Here is a 17,339-nt window from a genome sequence, read left to right as displayed (position 1 = left end):
AAAAATTGACAAATACTTTGAAAACTAAGTGTTCTACGTATGTGATGAGGGGAGTAATTAAGTATGTTTATTTTGTGTTAATAGGTTGTTAAATAGTGTTTTAGTTTAAAAACATGTTTTAAAACATGTTTTAATGTGGTTTAAAAAGAGGTTTGTACATGGTATCCATCATGAAATAAAACGAGTACTACTTATATATTTGCCGTGTATAAGTATTAATACTTAGTTTAATTAAAACCAAACATAATGAAATCACTATTCAAAAAATCAACATTAATCTTACCAGTAGCAGCATTGCTATTTTCTTGTGGTAATAAAGAAAAAAAGGAAACTATAGCTGAAACTATAGTTCCTGAAACTTCAAAAACAAAAACATTAGAGATTGAAAAACCACAATTAACATTTGGTTTTATCAAATTAACAGATATGGCGCCATTAGCCATTGCAAAAGAAAAAGGGTTTTTTGAAGATGAAGGTTTATTTGTTTCGGTAGAAGCACAATCAAACTGGAAAAATGTTTTAGACCGCGTAATTGATGGTCAGTTAGACGGATCGCATATGTTAGCCGGTCAGCCTATTGCAGCAGGTGCTGGTTTTGGTCGTCAAGCTAAATTAGTCACTGCTTTTTCAATGGACTTAAACGGAAACGCGATTACAGTTTCAAACGATGTTTGGTCTAAAATGAAACCTAACGTACCAAATGGTTCAGATGGAAAACCTGTTCACCCAATTAAAGCCGATGCTTTAAAGCCAGTGATTACAGAATATAAAAATTCAGGGAAACCTTTTAAAATGGGTATGGTATTTCCAGTATCTACACACAACTACGAAATTAGATATTGGTTAGCTGCTGCAGGTATTAATCCTGGTATGTATACAGCTGATAACGTTCAAGGACAAATTGATGCTGATGTTTTACTATCTGTTACGCCTCCGCCACAAATGCCAGCGACGCTTGAAGCTGGAACAATTCACGGATATTGTGTAGGTGAGCCATGGAATCAACAAGCTGTTTTTAAAGGTATTGGTGTGCCTGTTGTAACCAACTTAGATATCTGGAAAAACAACCCAGAGAAAGTATTTGTAATGACTGAAAAATTTGTTGAAGAAAATCCTAATACAGCGATCGCTGTTACAAAAGCCTTAATTAGAGCTGGAAAATGGTTAGATGAGCCAGGAAATAGAGCAGAAGCTGTAAAAATCTTATCAATGTCTCAATATGTAGGTGCTGATGAAGCAGTAATTGCAAACTCTATGACAGGAACTTTCGAATTTGAAAAAGGTGATAAACGTGACATGGCAGATTTCAACGTATTCTACAAGTACAATGCAACTTATCCTTTTTATTCAGATGGTATTTGGTTCTTAACGCAAATGCGTAGATGGGGACAAATTCCTGAAGCGAAACCAGCAAATTGGTATGCTGAAACGATCAAAGATATTTACAGACCAGATATCTGGACTAAAGCGGCTAATCTTTTAGTAGAAGAAGGAAACATTCCTGCAGGAGATATTCCAACAACAGACGGTTATAAGCCGGCAACAGCAGACTTTATCGATGGAACAACTTATGATGGTAAAGATCCAATATCATACATCAACAGTTTCAAGATAGGAAACAAAGACGAAGCAGTACAGTAATTAAAAAATAAAGAAGCATAGAAGTTTAGGAGTTAAGAAGTTCCTTATTAGATAATCACTAATCAAATAAATAAGAGTCATGAAGCAAAGTATAACATTAGATAAAGTATCCAAATTTATGGGATTGGGTTTTTTAACCACCTTAAAGGATCTGTTCACGGGGAAGTTAGAGAAAGAAGATTTTGTAAAATTTTTACGTAAAGTAGTTGTACCGCTTGCTTCTATTCTTTTATTTATCGGACTGTGGCAACTGGGGTCAAGAGCCTTGTATGAAAGAGAAGCTAATTATAAAATTCAAACAGCTTTAGTTGACCAAGGGCCAGAAGCTGCTGAGGCTATGCGTACATGTATCGCTTCTGGAGATATTAGCTGCCAGCCAAACACTTTACCATCTCCTGGTCAAGTTTGGGGCTCTTACCAGTCTTTAATTAGAGATCACAACATTATTAGAGCCGATAAAGCGGCGTTTATTGAAAAAACAGCGGCTTTAAATGAAAAACGTATTGCTGCGGGTAAAGACCCGATTACTTATACAGGTAGACCTTCTTTTATCGATCAAATCGTGATGAGTTTAAAAACGGTATTCGCAGGGTTTTTATTAGCCTTAATTATTGCAATCCCGATCGGAATATTTATAGGATTAAGTCCGACGTTAAAAAGTGCTTTCAACTGGTTTATTCAAATTTTTAAACCTGTATCGCCTGTAGTATGGTACTTATTAGTTTTTATGATTGTAAAAACAATTTTAATCGATTCTACAGAAGATAGCTCGTTCATCATTTCTTTTATTAGTGTTGGTTTCTGTTCGATGTGGGCAACTTTAGTAAATACAGCTATGGGTGTAGCCTCAGTAGATAAAGATTATATTAATGTGGCTAAAGTCTTGAAGTTAGGACCAGTACAAAAGATTTTTAAAGTGATCTTACCATCGTCTTTACCGTTAATATTTACAGGTTTAAAGATTACATTATCTGTAGCATGGATGGTTTTAATTGCCATTGAATTATTAGCGCAGAGTCCAGGTTTAGGATTATTTGTTTGGGAAGAATTTCAAAACGGAGCCAACGATTCAAATTCAAAAATTATCGTAGCCATGTTTGTTATCGGTATTATCGGATTCTTATTAGATCGCATTATGCTTACCATTCAAAACTGGGTATCGTTTAATAAATCAGATGCGATATAATGGGATTACATTGTTGAAGGGTTTAGGCGATTAAACAAATCAACAAATCAACAAATCAACGGTTTAACAAACAAACATAAAAGAAATGGCTTACTTAGAACTAAAAAATATATATAAATCTTACGGTCAAGGTGAAAACGAAACCGAAGTGCTTTCAAATATCAATTTAACCATTGAAGAAGGTGAGTTTGTAGCAATTGTAGGATTCACAGGAAGTGGAAAAACAACTTTAGTTAATCTTATAAACGGGCTTATACAACCTACAAGTGGTGAGGTTTTATTTAAAGGAGAACCCGTAGTTGGAACGAGCCATGAACGTGGTGTGATTTTTCAGAATTACTCACTATTACCTTGGTTAACTGTAGCTCAAAATATATATATGGCTGTTAAAGAAGCCTTTCCTAAGAAAAGCAAAACGGAGTTAAATGAGATCGTTAAGGATTATGTTGAAATGGTAGGCTTATCGCACGCGATTAACAAACGTCCCAATGAATTATCTGGAGGGATGCGCCAGCGTGTTGCTGTAGCTAGAGCTTTAGCTATGAAGCCAGAGATGATTATTATGGATGAACCTTTAGGAGCCTTGGATGCCTTAACACGTGGAAATCTTCAAGATGAAATTTTAAATATCTGGGGAAAAGATAAGCGAACGGCCTTATTAATAACCAACGATGTAGATGAAGGTATTTATATGGCAGATCGTATTATTCCTTTAAAACCAGGGCCAAAAGCCACTTTAGGACCAGAATTTAAAATTGATATTGAACGCCCTCGTGATAAAACCGAATTAAACGATAATGAGAGTTTCAAGGAAACTAGAAATTCCATTATTGAATACTTAATGGAGATTGGAAACGATCGTAAATCTGAAGCTCAAGAAGTTTTTGAATTGCCTGAATTAGAACCAAAAAGTTTTGTTGGACGCTTTAAATAATTAGAAAAATGACTACAAATATTATAGATAATACCCCGAAACGTGTGATTACGCAACCTGAAGTTTTTCCTTCATCTGAAGTCATGCTAGATTTAAAAGATTTAAAGAAAGTGTATCCAACACCTAAAGGGGATTATGTGGTGCTAGAGGATTTAAATCTTCAGATTAGAAAAGAAGAGTTTGTGACTATTATTGGGCATTCTGGTTGTGGGAAGACGACTATGCTGTCTATGATTGCTGGCTTAAACGAGATTTCAGGAGGAAGTATTTCGGTGTTAAGTAAGCATATTAAAGGCCCAGGCCCAGATCGAGGTGTTATTTTTCAGTCGCCAAGTTTAATGCCTTGGATGACAGCCCTTCAAAATGTGTTATTAGGTGTCGATCAAGTTTTTCCTCATGCAACCAAAGCGCAACGTCATGATGTTGCGAAATATTATTTACAGAAAGTAGGGCTAGAAGATGCCTTTCATAAGAAAGCTAGCGATTTATCTCAAGGGATGCAGCAGCGTGTTGGTATTGCAAGAGCCTTTGCTATTAAGCCTAAAGTATTGCTTTTAGATGAGCCTTTTGGAATGCTAGATTCTTTAACCAGAGGAGAGCTTCAAGATATTCTAATTGAGATTTGGAACAAGGAAAAAATTACCGCAGTTATGATTACCCACGATGTCGATGAGGCGATATTCTTAGCCGATCGAGTGGTTATGATGACCAGTGGCCCAAAAGCAAAAATTGGAGATATTTTAAATATTGATTTCGAAAGACCAAGAACTAGAAAATCAGTATTAGAACACGACGATTATTACAAATACAGAAAACATTTAATTGATTTTTTAGAACATTAATAAACCAGAATATAGATTGCGTTTGAATATTTAATATGACATGATAATTGTCATGATCTATGTATTTTCGTACTTTTATATTTAGTGAATTTTATAAATAAACCAAAACAAAAAATAACAAACAATCAAACTTAAAAAAAAACAACATGAGAAAACAATATTTACTTTTTGCGCTATTATTCGCTTGTATTCAATTCGCACAAGCTCAATTTTCAATAGACGGGCAATTAAGACCTAGAACAGAATACCGTAACGGATTTGGTTCCTTAATTCCAGAAGCTTCCGAGCCTGGTTATGGTATTTCTACCAGAGTGCGTTTAAATGCAGGCTATGAATCAGATTCTTACAAAGCATATATCAGTTTTCAAGATGTATTCGTTTGGGGTGAAAACAGACAAATTTTACCTTACGATCAAAACAATTCATTTGCAGTTTTTGAAGCTTGGGCTGAAATTAAATTAGGGTCAGGTTGGAATACAAAATTAGGTCGTCAAGTATTGTCTTATGATGATCAACGTATTTTAGGTGGTCTAGATTGGGCACAACAAGGTCGTAACCATGATGCAGGGCTTATTACATATAAGAAAAATGATTTTGCTTTAGATGTAGCTTTAGCGTTTAATCAAGATTATTCTAATCCAACTGGTTTTGTATCACAAGGAAATGAATATAATACTAGTGGGTTTTTCTCTTATAAAACCATGTACATGGCGCATTTAAGTGATAAATGGGGTGCCTTTTCAGGAAGCTTATTATTAATGAATAATGGCTTTCAAAATGATGCCGCTGGGTTAAATGATGTAGCTAATTTGCAAACTATGGGTGTGCATTTAAAATATGGAAAAGGGGCGTTTTCTTTAGCTGCTAATTTATACTTACAAACAGGTGAAGCAATTTACGGGACTTCATACAAAGATGTAAAAGGTGGTTATTTATCTAGTTTAGATTTCGGATTTAAAGCTTCCGATAAAATTACTTTAGGTCTTGGTGGTGAAATTATTAGTGGTAACGGTGAAGCTGATGTCGCTAATACAAGTGCTTTCTTTCCATTATACGGAACCAATCATAAATTCAATGGTTTTATGGATTATTTCTACGTAGGAAACCATGCGAATTCTATTGGTTTAGTTGATATTCACGTTAGTGCGAATTTCAAATTTAATGACTCAACAAGCTTATTAGTAAAAGCATTAAACTTTAGTGGACAACAGGAATTACCTAGCGGTGATAAGGCATTGGGTACAGAGTTAGATTTAGTTTTTGCTAAACAATTTAAAGGGTATGCTTTAAAAGTAGGGTATTCTCATATGTTTCCTGCCGATGGTATGTATGAGCTGAAAAATGTTGCTGAGGTAGATGCTGATGATATTCAAAACTGGGCTTGGGCCATGTTAGTGTTCAAACCTAAATTTTTGAACTAATATTTTAGTACGACTTAAATATAATCGAATTAAAATCCCGCAGTTGCGGGATTTTTCTTGTTTAACAAAATACTTTTCTTACATTTATCACATAAATAATATTTATGCTGAAAAAAGTTTTTGCCAGCGCCGTTTTTGGTGTTGAAGCTTCAACGATTACCGTTGAGGTTAATGTCGATAGCGGAATTGGTTATCATTTAGTAGGTTTACCAGATAATGCGATCAAGGAAAGTAACTTTCGTATCGCTGCAGCGCTTCAAAATAACGGCTATAAAATTCCAGGGAAAAAAATAACGATCAATATGGCACCTGCCGACTTAAGAAAAGAAGGGAGTGCTTACGATTTAACATTGGCTATTGGAATTTTAACCGCTTCCAAGCAAATTCAAGCTGAAAATTTAGATCAATATTTAATTATGGGTGAATTGTCCTTAGATGGCAGTATTCATCCAATTAAGGGCGCTTTGCCTATTGCTGTAAAAGCTAGAGAAGAAGGTTTTAAGGGGTTTATACTGCCAAAATCTAACGATAAGGAAGCTGCTATAGTGGATAATCTTAAGGTTTATGGCGTTGATAATATCAAGCAAGTCATTGATTTTTTTGACAAAGGGGTGCCTTTAGAACAAACCATTATAAACACACGTGAAGAGTTTAATAAAAGTTTGAATTTTCCTGAGTTCGACTTCAATGATGTTAAGGGTCAGGAAGGCATTAAGCGCTGTATGGAAATTGCGGCAGCCGGTGGGCATAATATTATTTTAATAGGTCCGCCTGGTGCGGGAAAAACGATGTTAGCTAAACGATTACCAAGTATTTTACCGCCAATGACGCTTCATGAAGCCTTGGAAACAACTAAAATTCATTCTGTTGTTGGGCGTGTAAAAGATACTGGATTGATGGCGCAACGCCCCTTTAGAAGTCCACATCATACCATAAGCAATGTCGCTTTAGTAGGCGGCGGAAGTTACCCGCAACCAGGAGAGATTTCATTGTCTCATAACGGTGTTTTATTTCTCGATGAATTGCCCGAATTTAAACGCGAAGTTTTGGAGGTGATGCGTCAACCGCTTGAAGATCGTGAAGTCACCATTTCTAGAGCGAAGTTTACGGTAACGTATCCTTCGTCATTTATGTTAGTAGCGAGTATGAATCCGAGTCCAGGTGGGTATTTTAACGATCCTAGTGCGCCTGTAACTTCTAGTCCTGCTGAAATGCAACGGTATTTAAGTAAGGTTTCAGGGCCATTGTTGGATAGAATCGATATTCATATAGAAGTGACGCCGGTGCCTTTTGAGAAACTTTCAGATGAGCGAAAAAGTGAAACATCAATTGCTATTAGAGAACGCGTGACACGAGGTCGAGAGATTCAAACGCAACGTTTTTCCGATTCGGAAACGGTGCATTATAATGCCCAAATGAATACCAAGCAAATTCGAAAACATTGTGCCTTAGATGATGCTTCGAAGGCATTATTAAAAACAGCTATGGAACAGTTAAATCTTTCCGCTAGAGCGTACGATAGAATTTTAAAAGTTTCTAGAACGATTGCCGATTTAGACGGTTCAAAAGCCATAAATGGCACACATATAAGTGAGGCTATTCAGTACAGGAGCTTAGATCGTGAAGGATGGTTGGGGTAAAAAAAAGGAGGCTGTCCAAAAATTATGAAAGTACGTCATTTTGAATTTATTAAACTGCATTGAATCTTCGATTTCAGGATCACATGATATGGATAATCATTTATTGTGATAATCCGGATCGAGTTCAGGTAGAAGTAAACTTTACATATTTTGCCAGCCTCCTTTTTAGGTATTTTATCTGGAGGATAACGACACGGTTGTAAACGTTAGATTATTTATTTTCTTACTAATTAATTGCTGGTTTTTCGTAAGTTGTAATAATGATGACCTTCACGTTGTTGCCATCAACATCTTGAAAAACAGCAGGTCCTTCAATAGAGAACTCACTAATGTCTTCATTTAATTCCAGTGCGGTATTCGCAGAAAAACAATTAGAAACAAAAGTTAAAATGTTGTTTTCTTCTAATTTCCATGTGCCATCGCCCTCTTGCTGATTTTCACAATCACCAGCTTGATTTCCTTGTTCAAAAGTATAGCCCCTGTCGCTGCTAAATGTGTAGGATGCATCTTGTGAGCACGCATCATACTGGGCGTAAATATCTGTACTTGGGTTATCGGTATCATCATCTGTTAAGTCAATTGCCTCGTCGGCAACAACGCTTTTTAGTATCCAAGTACCTGAAAATTCTGTTTCATGATCAGTAAGTGCTCCTACTAATGGATCCATACATAAACTCTCACTGGTATCATCACTACAGCTCACTATTAATGCGCTTAAAAAAGTTAATGCTAAAATACTTTTAACTACTAAAATTGATTTGTTCATTGTCTTTTGGGTTTTAATTTGTTTCAATAAGATGCTAGCAAAAGAAAATAGTTGCGTCTAAGTGGGGTGTTTTTTAAGATATGATAATCTTTTTTTTTAATAGGTTGATGCTTAGTGGTTGGCGTAATTAATTCGTTTTGAATAGGTGTTTAAATCATGATTTACGACAGGATGTTTTGTAATTTATGAAGGTAGGCTTTAATAGAAAATTAAATATTAGTATCTTATATTTGATTGTTTATAAAAATATTTTTCAATTAAATAAAATAACCATGCAAACGCGCCTAGATATAAATGCCGATATAGGCGAGGGAATCGGGAATGAATCCAAACTCATGCCATATATCACTTCATGTAATATTGCTTGCGGTGGTCATGCTGGCGATTTGGAATCTATGATAACGGTTTCGAGATTAGCTAAAAAGTATGGGGTGAAAATTGGAGCGCATCCTTCATTTCCTGATAAGGATAATTTTGGAAGAAAAGCGATTGAGATGCCTTGCATAGCTTTGTACACGTCTATTAAAAATCAAATTAAAGATTTAATAAGGGTTTTAGATGAGGAGCATTTGCGACTTCATCATGTAAAACCACATGGTGCTTTGTATAATTTAGCAGCTGTAGATGAAAAAATAGCACAAGTCATTATAGAGGTGATGAAGGCTTTAATGTTGCGCATTCGACTTTATGTGCCTTACAATTCGGTAATTGCTAAAATGGCAATTGAAAACCAAATTCCAATCATGTACGAAGCTTTTGCAGATCGTAATTATAATTCAGATTTAACTTTAGTTTCAAGAACAAAAGCGAACGCATTAATAAAAGATCCAGATACTATGTTTGATCATGTTTTTAATATGATTACAGATGAAAAAGTAAAAACTGCAACAGGAGAATACGTCCATATAAAAGCAGATACTTTTTGTGTTCACGGTGATAGTCCTGATGCTTATGCGTTAATTTCAGCTTTAACCAATCGCTTAAAGTCTAATGGGATTCAAATCATATAAGATGGGTTTCAAACTCTCATACAAACCTTTTGGAGAACAAGCGATTTTAATCGAGTGGCCAAAGGAGATTTTAGAATCCATTCTAAAGGATGTGTTAGGTTTTAAGGAAAAATTAAAGACTTCGGAAGTCAAAAATATACAGGAAATTAGATCAGCCTATCAATCCCTTTTAATTATTTTTTACGATGCAATTGATTTTCAAAAGGAAGTGGAGGTGTTGAAAAAGATATATTTTTCAGAAAAAAATATTTCAGAAATAAAATCTAATACTTGGCGTATTCCTGTGTGTTATGATGAAATTTTTGCTTTAGATTTAAATGATCTCGAGCAAACGAAAAACGTATCACAACCTGAAATTATAAAACGGCATACAGACGTATTATACACGGTTTACTTTATTGGGTTTTTACCTGGTTTTTTATATTTGGGTGGTTTAGATGAAAAATTAAGCACTCCTAGAAAAGCAACTCCAAGACTAAATGTTGAAAAAGGTGCGGTTGCCATTGGCGGAAACCAAACAGGTATATATCCTTCTCCAAGTCCCGGTGGTTGGCATATAATTGGTCAAACCCCAATTGATTTTTTTAACCCAAATTTAAAACCACCTTGTTTTGCGAAGTCTGGAGACCGCATAAAATTTTATTCAGTAAGTCTTGAAGCGTTTAACGATATCAAAATTTTGGTGGATGCTGGTGTGTATCAAATAGAAAGCGAGGGACTTTATGATTAAAATTTTAAAACACGGGTTTTATTCAACAATTCAAGATTTAGGTCGATTTGGTTTTCAAGAATTTGGTGTGCCGTATTCTGGAGCTATGGATGTTCAAGCATTAAAGTTGGCCAATGCGCTTTTGGGTAATGATGAAAATAGCGCTGTTCTTGAAATGACAATGGTTGGTGCCAAACTAGAATTTACGTGCGAAACCTTAATTAGTGTTTCTGGGGCCTCTATGCAACCCAAAATTAATAATAAGAAAGTTTCAGCATATAAACTGTTAAAAATAAATGCTGGTGATGTTTTAAGTTTTTCGTCGCCTAAAAATGGTTTTAGAACCTATTTGGCTGTTAAAGGTGGTTTTCAAACTGAATTAGTTATGAATAGTCGCAGCATGTATCAAGGTCTAACCTCATGCCATGTGATTCAAAATGGCGATGAATTATCCATTCAGTCTTATAGTGATATTGATGTAAATCATTATGCTGCTTTAAAGGTAAATCATAATTACTTTGAAGAAACCGAATTAAGGGTAACTAAAGGCCCTGAATTTGATTTTTTGTCTGAAGAGCAGCAGCAAAACCTCATGTCTTTTCAGTTTAGTATTTCTAGTAACAATAATAGGATGGCTTATCAATTGGAGGAGCCTCTAGAAAATAGTTTGGAAGCCATAATTACAGCTCAGGTTTTGCCTGGGACAGTTCAATTAACGCCATCGGGTAAATTGATTGTTTTAATGCGCGATTGTCAAACTACAGGTGGATATCCAAGAGTTTTGCAATTAAATGCTACTAGTCTTGACTTGCTTTCTCAAAAGCATACAGGTAAAGTATGCAGTTTTAAATTTCTTGATTAATTTTTTTGCTCTTTTTAGCTCAAATTTACTTTCCACAAAAGTATATATCATCTCTTGGAGTTCCTTATTTATATGGTGTTTTGTGTAGTTTGTTGATTAGTAGTTATATATGCGGTAGCTTAGTGATGATGTGGTTTGAGTAGCTTAACTATTTTTTAAAACATTGTTTACAATAAGATAATGTATTAGAGGTCTGGGTTTAGATTTAGTATAAATAAGAGTCGTTTAATATTTTTTGAATTATTGTGATTAGGGCGATATGCTTACAGTTTAAAGTGTTTGTGTGGTGTTTTGAATTCATATTTTAAATTTTTTAGTTAAAATAGTGTTAAACAGAAACTAAGTATATCTAGGTTTTAACACGTTTTAATTATCATATCATGATTTTTTTACCGTGATTTCTAGATTTCTTCTACAATGATTGTGATTTTAACATATTAATAACATATATTAGCATCGCCAAATTGGTGTACCAGTTTAAAAAACCAGATTGGTTTACCATAGACTAATTATTTTATTAACAAAAAAAAATTAACAAATGAATTTAAAAACTAAACTAACATTAATGTTAATGATGATATTCAATATATCATTGTTTGCACAGGATGGGTACCAGTTGTCCGGTACTGTAACAGATGAAAGCAACACCCCTATTCCGGGTATTAATGTAATTATTGCCAAAACTACAACAGGAACGGCAACAGACTTCGATGGAGGTTTTACATTAAACGTTAAGCCAGGTGACGTTCTTCAGTTTTCATACATTGGTTATGTTAAACAGTCTGTTACGATTTCAAATCAAAAGTCTCTTAACATTGTTATGGTTGAGGATGCAAGTCAACTTGAAGAAGTTGTAGTAGTAGGATATGGTGCTCGTAAAAAGAGTGATGTTACAGGTTCTGTTTCTTCAGTAAAAACTGAAGAATTAACAGCGTTCCCTGTATTAGATGCTTCTCAAGCATTACAAGGTCGTGCTGCTGGTGTAGATGTTCAATCTAATAACGGTGGTGAGCCAGGTGCTCCTATTAGTATTAAAATTAGAGGTAATACTTCTATTAATGCAAGTAGTAGTCCTCTTATTGTTGTAGATGGATTCGTAGGTGGTAACATGCCACAAGCTGGTGATATTGAGTCTATGCAAATTTTAAAAGATGCCTCTGCAACTGCGATTTATGGTTCGCAAGGTGCTAATGGTGTTGTTTTAGTAACAACTAAAAAAGGTAAAGTTGGTAGATTAAATATTGATTTTAATACAACTTACCAAGTACAATCTACTTCTAACAGTTTAGATTTATTAAATGCAAATGATTTTGCAAAATACCAAAATAATATTCGTGTAAACCAAGGGAATTCTAATGCATACCCTCAAGGGCCATATGATACTGATTGGCAAGACATGATTTATAGAAATGGTAGTGTTGTAAATCATCAATTAGCTGTTTCAGGTGGTTCTGAAAAAGTAAAATACTATGCTTCGGCAACTTATTTCGGTCAAGATGGTGTTTTAGTAAACTCTGATTACGAGAGACTTACTTTCTTATCTAACTTAGATGCACAAGTAACTGACAAATTAAAAGTTGGTGTAAACTTAGTAGGAGGTAGAAGTCAAAAAAGTGGTGTAACTACACAATCTAACGGTTCTGTAACTGTGGGTGGTGATGACGTTGTATCTTTAGCAATGCGTTTTGCTCCAGATAAAGGAGTTTACGAAGCTGATGGGTCGTTTTCTACGAATGATGCTATTGGTGATGCAGTTGATAACCCTTATGCTGTTGCAACAGAAAGAGATGATGATACTGAGATTGATAATTTTAGAGCAAATCTTTTTGCAAGCTATGATATTTTAGAAGGATTAAACTTCAAAACTACTTTTGGTATTAGTGGAGAGAATACTTTTAGAGGAATGTATATGCCTCGTACCTTAAAAATTACTGCTGGTACAGAGAATGGTAGAGCGATTATGCAAAACACAAAATCTGAAAGTGTTTTAAGTGAAAGTTATTTAACTTATAATAGAGAAATCGGAAAAGGTGTGTTAACGTTATTAGGAGGTTACTCTTACCAACAAAACACAAACAAAAGTGCTTACAATGAAGGAATCGGTACTATTTCAGATTCATTCTCTTACTATGGTTTATATACTGCAACAAGTTTAATTCAACCAACTTCAGGACAAGTTTACACAAACGAGCGTACAATTCAGTCTGTTTTTGGTAGAGTAAATTTTGATTTTAACGATAAGTACTTACTTACTGCTACAGTAAGACGTGATGGAGCTTCTAACTTTGCTGAAAATCATAAATATGCTACGTTCCCTTCAGCTGCTTTAGGTTGGAAAATTTCTAACGAAAAGTTTTTAGAAGATAGTAATGCTATTTCTAACTTAAAATTAAGAGCAAGTTACGGTGAAACAGGTAACCCTTCTATTGCACCTTACCAATCTTTAGCGAGTTCAGAAGTTATTTATGCTTCAAGCGCTGGATCTACTGTTGCTGCAATTACACCATATCAAATGGCAAACCCAGATTTAAAATGGGAAACATCTATTCAAACGAACTTAGGTTTGGATTTCGGATTTTTAAATAACAGAATTACACTTTCTTTAGACTACTATAACATCGATACTGAAGATTTAATTATGGTAAATAGAGGTCAACCTGATTATTTAGGATTCTATAACAACGAATCTTTAGTAAATGTTGGTGCTATGAATAATACTGGTTTCGAAGTATTTTTAACTACTAATAACATTACTAACGATAACTTTACATGGTCTACTGATTTCGTTTTCTCTAAAAACATTAACAAAGTGACTTCTTTAATTAATGGAGATGACTGGTTTGGAAACGGAGCGCCATCTTACTTTAGTCTTGAGGATACTTTCGTGTTGAGAGAAGGAGAAGAAGTTGGACAATTCTGGGGATATGATTATGCTGGTGTAGCTCAATCTGGAGGTGCTCCTGCTGGAACTGCTGCAATTGCTGCATCTAGAGAGAATGGAGTAGTGGTTCCTGGTGAGCCTTTATTTAGAGATTTAGATGGTGATGGGGAAATTACTGATGCCGATAGAACTATGATTGGTAATCCAAATCCAGATTTTACTTGGGGTTTCACAAACAACTTCACATATAAAAACTGGGATTTAAATATCTTTTTCCAAGGATCTCAAGGAAATGAAATCTTTAACATGACAGCTGTACAGTTAAATAATGGTGATTCTAATACAACTTACGATTATTTTAACAATGCTTGGACTCCAAGTAACACCGATACTAATGAGCCACGTGTAGGTAATGCAAGTTTTAGAGAGATTTCTTCTCGTTTTGTTGAAGACGGAAGCTATATTCGTTTGAAAAACTTAGCTTTAGGATATAACTTACCTTCTAAGGTTATAGAAAACATTGGTATTGAAAAATTAAGATTATCTGTAAGTGGTCAAAACTTATTTACAATTACAGATTACTCTGGTTTAGATCCTGAAGTAAGTTATTTTGGAGCTCAAGGGGGAACAAATGGTAACAACCAAGCGAGCAATACAACTAGAGGTTTCGATTTTGGATCTTATCCAACTGTTAGATCTTTTAGTTTCAGCTTAAACTTAACATTTTAAGAATCATTTTAAAAAAATATAAATAATGAAAAATACGAAATATATAATGTGGTTATTGGTAATGGGATTATCAATAATGGGATGTTCGGATTTAGAAGAAGAACCAGTAGGTTTATTATCTCCTGATGGATTCTTTAACACTCCTGGAGACATTCAAATTGCAGTTGATGGTGCGTTAACGCATGCAATTAATGAACAAATCTGGGGTAGAAAACTATCTGTAGCTTTAATGTTACGTTCTGATATGGTTAATGTGCAATCTAGTCAGGCTCGTAGAGTTGAAATGGATATGCATACAATTACTGGAAATAACGAAATGGTTTACGATCCATGGAGAAGAATCTATTTAGGTATTGCTGCTGCTAATAATGCTATTGAAGGAGCAGATGATGTTGTTGCTGCTGATGATTTAAAAAACCCGATTACTGCTCAAGCTTATTTTATTAGAGCATGGTATTATTTCCACCTAGTACGTTTGTTTGGTGATGTGCCTTATATCGCTGAAACTATTGATGGTAGTAATTCTGATTTTTATCGTAATATCAGTTGTACACCAGAAGCAGACGTTTATAAAAACATTATTTCAGATTTAGAATATGCTGAACAATGGTTAGATGATACTACTGCTGCACCAGGAATTCCATCTAAAGGAGCTGCAAGTGCTTATTTAGCATTAGTGCACTTAACTAGAGCAACTAGTGATGCTCGTGAATCAAAAGATTTTAATACAGCTAGTTTATATGCTCAAAAGGTAATTAATAGTGGTGTTTATTCTTTAGATGATAATTTCCAAACATTGTTTAATGCAAGTGAATCTGCAAATTCTCCTGAAATGATCTTTACTTTAGATTATAACAATGTAGAGGCTGATGATAATGCATACGATCAAGTTGCACCAATGACGGGTGTTAGAAGTGATGATGATGATCAAGGTTGGTCTGTTGCTGTTCCTGTAATGGCTGTTTATGATTCGTTCGAAGATGGAGATTATAGAAAACGTGTAAGTTTCCAGACTGAAGCTACTATTGGTGGAACAACTGTTGATTATACCAACTTTACTATTAGTGGTCATGAGCATGCAGGAAACATGCCATATATTGCTAAGTATACGCGTTTCCCTGGTGATTATGCTAGAGGTAACAAGCGTGCTACAAGTATTAAATACCCAATGATGCGTTATGCTGAAGTTTTATTAATTGCTGCTGAGTGTGCTGCTGAAGCTGGTGATAATGCTAATGCATTAAAGTATATCAACGAAGTTAGAGCGAGAGCTAGAAAAGGTGGTGTATCTACAAATGGTGGTTATGTTCCTGAAACTGTACCAGCTAGTGCTGTACCAGCCGATTTAACTGGAACTGTTACTGTTGCTGATGTTATAGAAGAACGTAGAGTTGAATTAGCTTTCGAAGGTAAAAGATGGTATGATATCAAGCGTAGAGATTTAGGTGATCAAGTATTTGGTGCTTCTGGATATGAAGGTCTTAAGCCTGATTGGAATGCGGCTGTTGATTATGATACGCCAATTCCTCAAGATGAGATTCAAAGTAATCCTAACTTGACAAATTAAGAGTTTTCATAACTTTATTTTATAATTAAGTTCCTTTAAAGCTGGTCTATTTTAGACCAGCTTTTTTGTTTTCACTGGTTTTAAAGGTGTGTTTCTAATTCTATATTCTGTTTTTCTTGTCGTTGACCATGAAGGGGTTAACGCTATAGTTTTGTGTGTTGCGATAATCGGTTAGAAGTTGTTCAATATGAGTTAACTAACTCGAGTGTGGCCTTTTTTTGTTGATCTTTTTGGTTCTCAGTTTTTAAGTAAGATGAGTAGCTAAACAGGAGTTATAAAGCGCTGAAGTGTCGTTTTATTTGTAAATAAAGATGGTGCTATCGCGAAGGTTTTCTTGTTATCTTGTTAAAAAGACTCAAACTCGAGGGTACCCAGTTTGATATTCTACCGAATATTTAAGTTAAGAATTGGAAATTAGCGACTTGTATCAATAATATATTATTTTAAGCGAGTTCTAAAGCAATATCAACCATATCTTTAAAAGTGGTTTCGCGTTCTAAGCTCGTTGTGCGTTCTCCAGTCACTAAAGAATCTGAGATAGTTAAAATAGAAAGGGCTTTCACGTTGTGCTTTGCGGCAACCGTATATAAGCCAGCGGTTTCCATTTCTACACAGAGTACGCCAAATTTTGACCATTTTTTATACGATTCAAAATCATCGGCATAGAATTCATCTGAACTAAAAATATTACCCGCTTTTACTGGAATGTCTCTTGCTTTAGCAGCGTCTAGGGCTTTTTGGAATAAGTCAAAATTTGCAGTAGGCGCGTAGTCGGCTCCATTAAAACGTAATTCATTTAATCCAGAATTTGACGAGGCTGCCATAGCTAAAACAATATCTCTAATTTTTACTTCTTTCTGGTATGAACCCGCACTTCCAACACGTATAAGATTTTTAACGCCGTAATCGGTAATAAGTTCATGAGCATAAATAGAAATGGATGGGATACCCATACCGGTTCCCATAACGGAAATTTTCTTTCCTTCGAAGCTACCAGTGTAGCCAAACATATTTCTAACTTTATTAAAACAAACGGGATCTTCTAAAAAGGTTTCTGCAATCCACTTAGCGCGTAAAGGGTCGCCTGGTAGTAAAATGGTTTCAGCAATCTCACCTTTTTTGGCTTCTATATGTACGCTCATAGTCTTTCT

Annotated in this window: 13 protein-coding genes; 11 read left to right on the top strand and 2 right to left on the bottom strand. The window is 34.9% G+C overall.

All coding sequences use genetic code 11. The annotated features are described in order from the left end of the window. Window positions 1–246: 246 nt before the first annotated feature. The 6 genes from KO493_RS15215 to KO493_RS15190 all read left to right on the top strand — a co-directional run bounded on the left by KO493_RS15215 (window position 247) and on the right by KO493_RS15190 (window position 7,664). A complete protein-coding gene (locus tag KO493_RS15215) occupies window positions 247–1,641 on the top strand; it encodes a CmpA/NrtA family ABC transporter substrate-binding protein (RefSeq protein ID WP_216068840.1) in 1,395 nt (464 codons plus the stop codon). Between the two features lie 79 nt (window positions 1,642–1,720). After that, window positions 1,721–2,827 (top strand): ABC transporter permease, encoded by a 1,107-nt coding sequence (locus tag KO493_RS15210; RefSeq protein ID WP_216068839.1) that lies wholly within the window; start codon window positions 1,721–1,723, stop codon window positions 2,825–2,827. A gap of 85 nt (window positions 2,828–2,912) precedes the next feature. Next, window positions 2,913–3,761 carry an ABC transporter ATP-binding protein gene (locus KO493_RS15205; RefSeq protein WP_216068838.1) on the top strand — a complete coding sequence of 283 codons (849 nt, stop codon included), beginning with the start codon at window positions 2,913–2,915 and terminating at the stop codon, window positions 3,759–3,761. A gap of 8 nt (window positions 3,762–3,769) precedes the next feature. Further along, on the top strand, window positions 3,770–4,603 hold the full coding sequence (locus tag KO493_RS15200; RefSeq protein WP_216068837.1) for an ABC transporter ATP-binding protein: 834 nt from the start codon (window positions 3,770–3,772) through the stop codon (window positions 4,601–4,603). A gap of 146 nt (window positions 4,604–4,749) precedes the next feature. After that, on the top strand, window positions 4,750–6,024 hold the full coding sequence (locus tag KO493_RS15195; RefSeq protein ID WP_216068836.1) for an alginate export family protein: 1,275 nt from the start codon (window positions 4,750–4,752) through the stop codon (window positions 6,022–6,024). A gap of 104 nt (window positions 6,025–6,128) precedes the next feature. Further along, a complete protein-coding gene (locus KO493_RS15190) occupies window positions 6,129–7,664 on the top strand; it encodes a YifB family Mg chelatase-like AAA ATPase (RefSeq protein ID WP_216068835.1) in 1,536 nt (511 codons plus the stop codon). Window positions 7,665–7,890: 226 nt separating this feature from the next. On the opposite strand, the gene KO493_RS15185 is transcribed toward KO493_RS15190, so the two are convergent. Further along, window positions 7,891–8,430: a DUF5004 domain-containing protein gene (locus tag KO493_RS15185; protein WP_216068834.1), complete on the bottom strand. Its 540-nt coding sequence runs from the start codon at window positions 8,428–8,430 to the stop codon at window positions 7,891–7,893. A gap of 272 nt (window positions 8,431–8,702) precedes the next feature. Here KO493_RS15185 and pxpA point away from each other — a divergent pair, with 272 nt between their 5' ends. The 5 genes from pxpA (at window position 8,703) to KO493_RS15160 (ending at window position 16,188) form a co-directional block, all read left to right on the top strand. Next, on the top strand, window positions 8,703–9,440 hold the full coding sequence (gene pxpA, locus KO493_RS15180) for a 5-oxoprolinase subunit PxpA (protein WP_216068833.1): 738 nt from the start codon (window positions 8,703–8,705) through the stop codon (window positions 9,438–9,440). Window position 9,441: 1 nt separating this feature from the next. After that, window positions 9,442–10,170: a 5-oxoprolinase subunit PxpB gene (pxpB, locus tag KO493_RS15175; RefSeq protein ID WP_216068832.1), complete on the top strand. Its 729-nt coding sequence runs from the start codon at window positions 9,442–9,444 to the stop codon at window positions 10,168–10,170. Then, window positions 10,163–11,011: a biotin-dependent carboxyltransferase family protein gene (locus KO493_RS15170; protein ID WP_216068831.1), complete on the top strand. Its 849-nt coding sequence runs from the start codon at window positions 10,163–10,165 to the stop codon at window positions 11,009–11,011. Before pxpB ends, KO493_RS15170 begins: the two co-directional genes overlap by 8 nt. 538 nt (window positions 11,012–11,549) lie before the next feature. Next, on the top strand, window positions 11,550–14,621 hold the full coding sequence (locus tag KO493_RS15165) for a SusC/RagA family TonB-linked outer membrane protein (protein WP_216068830.1): 3,072 nt from the start codon (window positions 11,550–11,552) through the stop codon (window positions 14,619–14,621). Window positions 14,622–14,646: 25 nt separating this feature from the next. After that, a complete protein-coding gene (locus KO493_RS15160) occupies window positions 14,647–16,188 on the top strand; it encodes a RagB/SusD family nutrient uptake outer membrane protein (protein WP_216068829.1) in 1,542 nt (513 codons plus the stop codon). 443 nt (window positions 16,189–16,631) lie between these two features. Here the strand turns inward: KO493_RS15160 and deoD are convergent, their stop codons facing one another. Continuing rightward, entirely contained in the window at window positions 16,632–17,330 is a 699-nt protein-coding gene (deoD, locus tag KO493_RS15155; RefSeq protein ID WP_216068828.1) for a purine-nucleoside phosphorylase, read from the bottom strand. Between the last annotated feature and the right edge of the window lie 9 nt (window positions 17,331–17,339).

This window comes from Pseudotamlana agarivorans, assembly GCF_018860245.1.
GTDB lineage: Bacteria > Bacteroidota > Bacteroidia > Flavobacteriales > Flavobacteriaceae > Pseudotamlana > Pseudotamlana agarivorans_A.
Note: the sequence above shows the minus strand (reverse complement) of the source record. Positions and strands in the feature narration are given on the sequence as shown.